This is a genomic window from Streptomyces sp. UNOC14_S4 (assembly GCF_020740835.1).
Classification (GTDB): domain Bacteria; phylum Actinomycetota; class Actinomycetes; order Streptomycetales; family Streptomycetaceae; genus Streptomyces.
Genome location: NZ_JAINFC010000347.1, coordinates 1 through 8,304 on the forward strand (window position 1 = coordinate 1; position 8,304 = coordinate 8,304).

Here is an 8,304-nt window from a genome sequence, read left to right on the forward strand (position 1 = left end):
CCCCCAGACTCCGTCCGGGAGGTGCCCCCAGCCCTGCGGAACGCATGCCCACAACCAGCGGTAGGAAGTAGGGGCGCGGGGAACTGCGCGAGCGGCCCCCACCGGACGCGCGGCCGCGCGCCAAGCGCAAGAGGCAGCCCGGTAGGCGCAGCGCGGCCCCGGGGCGGAGCCCTGGGCGTCAGCCGTCGAGAGAGGCCAGCGTCGCGTTGGACGGAGAGCGCGTGCAACCCGCCGCGTACGACTGCGCGTCCCCGAGGACGCGCACCGCGTTGCGCCACGTCAGCTTCGCCAGGTCCGCCTCCGACCACCGTCGGCGGAGGAGCTCCGCGATCAGGTTGGGGTAGCCCGAGACGTCCGGGATGTCCGCCGGGGTGAAGGCCGTGCCGTCGAAGTCGCCGCCGATGCCGACGTGGTCGATGCCGGCTACCTCGCGCATGTGGTCGAGGTGGTCGGCGACCGTCGACGCCGTGGCGAACGGGCGGGGGTTCGCCGTCTCGAAGGCGTGGTGGAGGGCCATCGCCTCGCCCGTCGTGTCGAGAGGGTGCAGGCCGTGGGCGCGCAGGTTCTCGTCGGCGGCCGCCGTCCAGGTGGCCGCCGCCTGGAGGATGAACTTCGGGACGAAGGTGGCCATGGCCACGCCGCCGTTGGCGGGGAGGGCGGCCAGTACGTCGTCCGGGATGTTGCGCGGGTGGTCGCACACCGCGCGCGCCGACGAGTGCGAGAAGATCACCGGCGCCTCGGTCACCCGCAGGGCGTCGCGCATCGTGTCGGCGGAGACGTGCGAGAGGTCGACGAGCATGCCGACGCGGTTCATCTCGCGCACGACCTCCTCGCCGAAGCGCGTCAGGCCGCCCACGGCGGGCTCGTCGGTCGCCGAGTCGGCCCACGGGATGTTGTCGTTGTGGGTGAGGGTCATGTACCGCACGCCCAGCCGGTGCAACGCGCGGAGCGTGGCGAGGGAGTTGTTGATGCTGTGGCCGCCCTCGGCGCCCATGAGGGAGGCGATGCGGCCCTCGGCGCGCGCCGCCTCCATGTCGTCGGCGGTGAAGGCGAGGCGCAGGTCGGCGGGGTAGCGGGCGGCCAGCTGCCGTACGACGTCGATCTGTTCCAGCGTGGCGCTGACCGCCTCGTCACCGGCCATGTCGGTGCGGACGTAGACGGACCAGAACTGCGCGCCGACACAGCCCGCGCGCAGCCGGGGCAGGTCGGTGTGGAGATCGGCGCTCTGGTCGGTGGCGATGTCGCGCCGGTCGAGGTCGTAGCGGACCTGACGGCGCAGCCGCCACGGCAGGTCGTTGTGACCGTCGACGACAGGGTGCTCGGCGAGCAGTTCACGGGCCCGGGCCAGTTCCTGTCCCTGTTCCTGTTCCTGCACGGCTTCCTCCTCCTTCACGGCGCTTGCTGCGCTTACTTCCCGAAGCCGAACCCGGCGCTGTTGTCCGCCTTGGCCCGCAGCCTGCGGCCCTTCTCGGTGGCCTGCTCGTTGAGCTCGTCCTGGAAGCGGCGCATCCGCTCCAGCAGTTCGCGGTCGTGGGCGGCGAGCATCCGTACGGCCAGCAGGCCGGCGTTGCGGGCGCCCGCGACGGACACGGTCGCGACCGGGACACCGGCCGGCATCTGCACGATCGACAGGAGGGAGTCCATGCCGTCGAGGTACTTGAGCGGCACGGGCACGCCGATCACCGGCAGCGGGGTGACGGAAGCGAGCATTCCGGGAAGGTGGGCCGCTCCCCCCGCGCCCGCGATGACCGCCTTCAGACCGCGCTCCGCGGCCTGCTCGCCGTACGCGATCATCTCGCGCGGCATCCGGTGCGCGGAGACGACGTCGACCTCGTAGGGGACCTCGAACTCGTCCAGGGCCTTGGCCGCCGCCTCCATCACGGGCCAGTCGGAGTCGGAGCCCATGACGATGCCGACCAGGGGGGAGCCGTTGCTCATTCGGTGATCGTTCCTCGCAGGTATCCGGCGGCGTGGGCGGCGCGCTCGCGCACGTCGTCCAGGTCGTCGCCGTAGGTGTTGACGTGCCCGACCTTCCGGCCGGGCTTCACGTCCTTGCCGTACATATGGATCTTCAACCCCGGGTCGCGTGCCATGCAATGGAGGTACGCGGAGTACATGTCGGGGTAGTCGCCGCCGAGGACGTTGGCCATGACCGTCCACTTGGCGCGCGGGCGCGGGTCGCCGAGCGGGAGGTCCAGCACGGCACGCACGTGGTTGGCGAACTGCGAGGTGATCGCGCCGTCCTGGGTCCAGTGGCCGGAGTTGTGCGGGCGCATCGCCAGCTCGTTGACGAGGACGGCCGGGTTGCCGTCGGCGTCACGCACCTCGAAGAGCTCGACGGCGAGGTGTCCGACGACCTCCAGCTCCTTGGCGATCCGCAGGGCGAGCTGCTGCGCGTACGCGGACAGTTCCTCGGGCAGACCGGGCGCGGGGGCGATGACGGTGTCGCAGACGCCGTCGACCTGGACGGACTCGACGACGGGGTACGAGACGGCCTGGCCGTGCGGGGAGCGGACGACATTGGCGGCGAGCTCGCGGACGAAGTCGACCTTCTCCTCGGCGAGCACGGGCACACCGGCGCGGAAGGGTTCACCCGCCTCTTCTGCGCTGCGGACGATCCAAACCCCCTTTCCGTCATAACCGCCGCGCACCGTTTTCAGGACAACGGGGAAGCCGTCGCCCTCGGCGGCGAACCGCTCGACGTCCGCGGGGTCCGCCACGACCCGGTGCCGGGGGCACGGCACACCGATCGCGTCGAGCCTGTCCCGCATCACACCCTTGTCCTGGGCGTGCACCAATGCGTCGGGCCCCGGGCGGACGGGGATTCCGTCGGCCTCCAGAGCCTGGAGGTGCTCGGTGGGCACATGTTCGTGATCGAAGGTGATCACATCACAGCCTTGTGCGAACGCACGAAGGGTGTCCAGGTCGCGGTAGTCGCCGATGACGACATCACTGACCGCCTGGGCCGCCGAGTCCTGCGGGGTGTCACTGAGCAGTTTGAACTTGATACCGAGGGGGATGCCCGCCTCGTGGGTCATACGGGCGAGCTGACCGCCACCGACCATGCCGACTACCGGGAACGTCACGCCCCCAGAGTATCCGCACGCGCGAACCACTCCCGCCCCGGCTTGGAGGATCATCCGAGAAACACGGGCAACGGTTACTGTCGGTTCGGCGGCCTTCCGGTGACCGGCCGGTGGCCGACATGGCGTGCGTTCTCCTCACGTTCATCGACTCCGCCCCGCGGCGACAGCGGGCCGCTGGATAGCATGAATGCTGCTTCGCGGGCCCGATGTCCGCATGTCCGCGCACAGCCCCCTTCAAACGGAGCCTGACGATCTTTATGAGTCCACGGCACGCCATGCGTTCCCGGCTGGAGCGGCTGGCCCGCGAGATCGCGAAATTCGGCGCGGTCGGGGCCATCGGCTTCGTGGTCAACCTCATCGTCTTCAACATCTGCTGGCACTGGCTGAACCTCGCGGTGGTGCGATCCGGGGTGATCGCGACGGCCGTCGCGATCGGGGCGAACTACGTCGGCAACCGGTACTGGACGTACCGCGACGCGGAGAAGTCACGGCGGAGCAGAGAGCTGACGCTCTTCCTGCTCTTCAGCGGTGCGGGGCTCGTGATCGAGAACGGCATCCTGGCGATCTCGTACTACGGGCTGGGGTTCACGTCCTCGTTCGCCAACAACATCGCGAAGAACGTGGTGGGGCTGGGGATAGGGACGGTGTTCCGCTTCTGGTCGTACCGGACGTGGGTGTTCCGGGCTCTGCCGTCCGCTGCCGCCGCGGAGGCGGAGCCGGACAGGGTCACCGTCCTCCGCTGACTGGGGGCTCCGCCCCCGGACCCCCGTGCGCCCACTGGGGTGCCTCTTGCGCTCGGCGCGCGACAGCGGGTCCGCTGTGGCTGGTCGCGCCCACGCGGCGGAGCCGCACAATGGCACAGCCCCGCGCCCCTTACGGGGCGCTCGGCTCAAGGGGCGCTCGGCGTCGCGTGGTGGTCCGGCTCGCGGCTCAGGAACAGGGCGAAGACGGGCGGATTCGGCTGGAGGAGTTCGAGGCGGCCGCCGTCCGCTTCCGCAAGGTCGCGGGCCACGGCGAGGCCGAGGCCCGTGGAGTTGCGGCCGCTCACCGTGCGTTCGAAGACGCGCGCGCCCAGGTCCGGCGGGACGCCGGGGCCCTCGTCCGTGACCTCCACGACCGCCTGGTTGCCGGTGACGCGCGTCCGCAGGGCGACCGTGCCGCTGCCGTGCATCAGGGAGTTCTCGATCAGCGTCGCGAGGACCTGGGAGACCGCGCCCGGCGTGCCGACGGCCCGCAGGCCCTGCTTGCCGGAGCGGACGATCGCGCGGCCCTCGCTGCGGGAGGCGGGGCGCCACTCCTCGATCTGCTGCTTGACGACCTCGTCCAGGTCGAAGGTGACGGCGGAGCTCGACTTGGGGTCGCGGGAGTTCGTCAGCAGCCGCTGGACGACGTCGGTGAGCCGCTCCACCTGGGTGAGGGCGATCGTCGCCTCCTCCTTGACCGTGTCCGGGTCGTCGGTGAGCGTGATCTCCTCCAGCCGCATGGAGAGCGCGGTCAGCGGCGTACGGAGCTGGTGCGAGGCGTCGGCGGCGAGCCTGCGCTCGGCGGTGAGCATGCGGGCGATCCGCTCGGCGCTCGAGTCCAGGACGTCCGCGACGCGGTCGAGCTCGGGCACGCCGTAGCGGCGATGGCGGGGCCGGGGGTCGCCGGAACCCAGCCGCTCGGCGGTCTCGGCGAGGTCGGTGAGCGGCGCGGTGAGCCGGTTCGCCTGCCGTACGGCCAGGAAGACGGCGGCGACCACGGCCAGCAGCGCCACCGCGAGGATCACCAGCAGAGTGCGGCCGACCTCGCGGCTGACCGTGGAACGGGACTCCTCGACCCGTACCGTCTCGCCCTGCTCGCCCTTGCGGGTGTCGGAGATGACACCGCCCTCCGGGCGGGTGCCGATCTCGATGACCGGCCGCCCGGGAATCTCGATGCGGGCGTAGCGCTCGGGGGTGATCTGCTCACGCAGCACCTCGGCGCCGACCCGCTCCCCGCCGACCAGCCTGCTGTCGACGATGCTGACCAGGCGCACGGCCTCGGACTGCACGCTCTCCTGCGCGCTGCTCTCGATGGTGCGGGTCTCGACGATGACGAGCGAGATCCCGAACACGGCGATCACGACGAGCACGACGGCGAGCGTGGAATTGATCAGTCGGCGACGCACGGTGCCCTCCGGGCGGGGTGGTACGCAGGCAGCCCGGCAGGGGGCCCTGGGGCGGCTCGGCTCAGCTCTTCTCGAAGCGGAAACCGACGCCGCGGACGGTGGCGATGTAACGCGGGTTGGCCGCGTCGTCCCCGAGCTTCTTGCGGAGCCAGGAGATGTGCATGTCGAGGGTCTTGGTGGAGGACCACCAGGTGGTGTCCCAGACCTCGCGCATCAGCTGGTCACGGGTGACGACCCGGCCGGCGTCCCGCACCAGCACCCGGAGCAGGTCGAACTCCTTCGCGGTCAGCTGGAGTTCCTCGTCGCCCATCCAGGCGCGGTGCGACTCGACGTCGATCCGCACCCCGTGGGTCGCGGGGGGCTGCTGGTGGGACTCGACCGCGCCGCGGCGCAGCAGGGCCCGTACACGGGCCAGCAGCTCGGCGAGCCGGAAGGGCTTGGTGACATAGTCGTCGGCGCCGGCGTCCAGACCGACCACCGTGTCCACCTCGTCGGCGCGGGCCGTGAGGACGAGCACGGGGAAACCGTGGCCCTCGGTGCGCAGTCGGCGGCAGACCTCCAGGCCGTCCATGCCGGGCAGCCCGAGGTCGAGGACGAGCAGGTCCACCCCTCCCTTGAGGCCGGCGTCGAGCGCCGTCGGACCGTCTTCGCGCACCTCCACCTCATAGCCCTCACGGCGCAGGGCGCGCGCGAGCGGCTCCGAGATGGATGCGTCATCCTCGGCGAGCAGTACTCGGGTCATGGACTGATGGTAGTCCGCCCGGGCGCACGTCAGAGGTGCACTCAGAGCTACCGAGGGCAACACTTCTCCAAGACCAAATTCACCTTCGAACGTATCCGAATGGTTCCAGCCCTGCCTGTGATCCGCGTCTCAACTCCTTCCGTTTCCGGGCAGTGTGTGACGTATGGTGACCAGCACGTCTGTAGCACTCTCGGGGGACCTTCGGCACGACCAGCAATGCGCCGGAGGTCTCTGTTGTGCACGAGGTTGCCTCAGGCAGCCTTGAAAACAGTGAATGACCTGTCGGCCGGGTCCGCCGCGCGAAGGTGCGCGGGGGCGTGGATCCCGGTCTACGGCTGTCCTGTCGGCCTCTCGCTCGCGAGGGGCCGAACCCCTGGGGCGTGGGGGCGGGCAGTGCAGTAGCCGGTGCCGGCCAACCCCCACCCGGGCGCGCACCCTGCTCCACCGCGCGTCCCGAGACACAAGGATCACCCCATGGCGTCCAGCCTGACGAAGGGTGCTGCGTCGCAGGAGACCCCTGCCTCCCGCAGTGACAAGACCCTCTTCGGCCACCCCCGCGGCCTGGCCTTTCTCTTCCTGACCGAGATGTGGGAGAGGTTCTCCTACTACGGTATGCGGGCTCTGCTCGTCGTCTACCTGATCGCCGGCGGCCCGGACGCCAAGCCCGGCAGCCAGGGCGGCGGTCTGGCGATGCCCGAGGCATCCTCGCTGGCCATCTACTCCGTCTACGTGGCGATGGTCTACCTGCTCGCCATGCCCGGCGGCTGGTTCGGCGACCGCGTCTGGGGTCCCCGCAAGACGGTCGCGATCGCCGCGTCCGTGATCATGGCGGGTCATCTGATCCTCGCCCTGCCCGGCAAGCCGAGCTTCTTCGCCGGTCTGGCCGTGGTGGCGATCGGCTCGGGTCTGCTGAAGTCCAACATCTCCACGATGGTCGGCCACCTCTACGACGGCCCGGAGGACCCGCGCCGCGACGGCGGCTTCACGCTCTTCTACATCGGCATCAACATGGGTGGCCTCGCCGCACCGCTGGTCATCGGCACCGTCGGCCAGAAGGTCAACTGGCACCTGGGCTTCGCCATCGCCGCCATGGGTATGGCGCTGGGCCTCGTGATCTTCCTGCTGGGCACCCGCAACCTGGACCCGAAGAGCAGCCAGGTCCCGACGCCGCTGACGGCCGCCGAGCGGAACATGTGGCTCAAGAAGGGCCTCGTCTGGCTGGCCGTCGCCGCCGTCTTCTACGGCATCGTGATCGGCTCCGGTGTCTTCACCGTCAACTGGGCCCTGGTCCCGATCGCCCTGCTCGGCCTGTTCGTCCCGGTCTCCGTGCTGACGCGCATCAAGCGTGACAAGGAGCTGACGCACTCCGAGCAGACCAAGGTCAGCGGCTACATCTTCTTCTTCATCGCCGCCGCCGTGTTCTGGATGATCTTCGACCAGGCCGGTTCGACGATGTCGCTCTTCGCCGAGAAGAAGACCACCGACAACATCGCGGGCTTCAACTTCCCGTCCACCTGGTTCCAGTCGGTGAACTCGGCGTGGGTCGTGGTCCTGGCGCCCGTCTTCGCCGCCCTGTGGCTGAACCTGGGCCGCCGCAACCGCGAGCCCGGCACCGCGGTGAAGTTCGCCAACGCGATGCTCTTCGCGGGTCTGTCGTTCGCCGTCTTCGCCATCGCGATGGCGATGGCCTCGGACGGCACGAAGGTCAGCCCCATGTGGCTGATCATGATCTACATGCTCCAGACGGTCGGCGAGCTGTGCCTCTCCCCGGTCGGCCTGTCGCTGACCACGAAGATGGCGCCGCAGAAGTACGCCAGCCAGATGATGGGTGTCTGGTTCCTCGCGACCACCGCGGGCGACTGCACCACGGCCCTGCTGAAGACGGCGGGCGTCAACCTCAACGGCACCGGCGTGATCCTGGGCGAGGCGGTCGTCGCAGCAGCGGCGGGCGCGGCCATCTGGGCCTACCGCAAGCGCATCGCGACCCTCATGGGCGACGTCCACTGATCCGGTAACTGTCCGTTACACCGACTGCCCCCGGCGTGTTCTTCACGCCGGGGGCGCGTCGTTTCATGACGGGGGTGGGGTACGCGCCGTTGCCACCTGCGCCCACCGTTACGCTGCGCGCGGCTGCGGGTCCGGTGGGGGCTGGTCGCGCAGTTCCCCGCGCCCCTCAATGCCGCCTACGAGCTCGGTCACTCGTGTCCGTCCGGCGTCTGCGGGCTGTCGCTGGTTGCTCGCGCCGTTCCCCGCGCCCCTGATGGGGCGCGCCCAGTCCTGCGGAGAGCCGACAGCGGACGTAGGTGCCCCCTACGGATAGCCAACCG

The 8,304-nt window shown here is 70.1% G+C and carries 7 protein-coding genes; 2 read left to right on the forward strand and 5 right to left on the reverse strand.

Features of this window, described 5'->3' with window-relative positions:
* Positions 1-178: 178 nt before the first annotated feature.
* The 3 genes from K6I34_RS25860 to K6I34_RS25870 are packed head-to-tail and all read right to left on the reverse strand — an operon-like array spanning position 179 to position 3,065.
* Positions 179-1,375, reverse strand: coding sequence for a dipeptidase (locus tag K6I34_RS25860; protein ID WP_229329018.1), 1,197 nt, complete (start codon positions 1,373-1,375; stop codon positions 179-181).
* Positions 1,376-1,407: 32 nt separating this feature from the next.
* Entirely contained in the window at positions 1,408-1,938 is a 531-nt protein-coding gene (gene purE, locus K6I34_RS25865) for a 5-(carboxyamino)imidazole ribonucleotide mutase (protein WP_229329020.1), read from the reverse strand.
* A complete protein-coding gene (locus K6I34_RS25870) occupies positions 1,935-3,065 on the reverse strand; it encodes a 5-(carboxyamino)imidazole ribonucleotide synthase (RefSeq protein WP_229329028.1) in 1,131 nt (376 codons plus the stop codon). The genes purE and K6I34_RS25870 overlap by 4 nt, the downstream gene beginning before the upstream one ends.
* Before the next feature lie 278 nt (positions 3,066-3,343).
* On the opposite strand from K6I34_RS25870, the gene K6I34_RS25875 reads away from it, so the two are divergent.
* Complete coding sequence (locus tag K6I34_RS25875) at positions 3,344-3,829, forward strand: GtrA family protein (protein ID WP_229329022.1); 486 nt, start codon at positions 3,344-3,346, stop codon at positions 3,827-3,829.
* A gap of 146 nt (positions 3,830-3,975) precedes the next feature.
* On the opposite strand, the gene K6I34_RS25880 is transcribed toward K6I34_RS25875, so the two are convergent.
* Both K6I34_RS25880 and K6I34_RS25885 read right to left on the reverse strand, forming a co-directional pair.
* Positions 3,976-5,235, reverse strand: coding sequence for an ATP-binding protein (locus K6I34_RS25880; protein WP_229329024.1), 1,260 nt, complete (start codon positions 5,233-5,235; stop codon positions 3,976-3,978).
* Between the two features lie 61 nt (positions 5,236-5,296).
* Positions 5,297-5,977: a response regulator transcription factor gene (locus K6I34_RS25885; RefSeq protein ID WP_121800295.1), complete on the reverse strand. Its 681-nt coding sequence runs from the start codon at positions 5,975-5,977 to the stop codon at positions 5,297-5,299.
* A 474-nt stretch (positions 5,978-6,451) separates the two neighbouring features.
* On the opposite strand from K6I34_RS25885, the gene K6I34_RS25890 reads away from it, so the two are divergent.
* Positions 6,452-7,984, forward strand: coding sequence for a peptide MFS transporter (locus K6I34_RS25890; protein ID WP_229329026.1), 1,533 nt, complete (start codon positions 6,452-6,454; stop codon positions 7,982-7,984).
* The last annotated feature ends 320 nt before the right edge of the window (positions 7,985-8,304 follow it).

Coding starts and splice junctions, on each gene's coding strand:
- purE (WP_229329020.1), bottom strand. CDS start 1,938: ATGAGCAACGGCTCCCCCCTGGTCGGCATCGTCATGGGCTCCGACTCC.
- K6I34_RS25870 (WP_229329028.1), bottom strand. CDS start 3,065: ATGGTCGGTGGCGGTCAGCTCGCCCGTATGACCCACGAGGCGGGCATC.
- K6I34_RS25875 (WP_229329022.1), top strand. CDS start 3,344: ATGAGTCCACGGCACGCCATGCGTTCCCGGCTGGAGCGGCTGGCCCGC.
- K6I34_RS25885 (WP_121800295.1), bottom strand. CDS start 5,977: ATGACCCGAGTACTGCTCGCCGAGGATGACGCATCCATCTCGGAGCCG.
- K6I34_RS25890 (WP_229329026.1), top strand. CDS start 6,452: ATGGCGTCCAGCCTGACGAAGGGTGCTGCGTCGCAGGAGACCCCTGCC.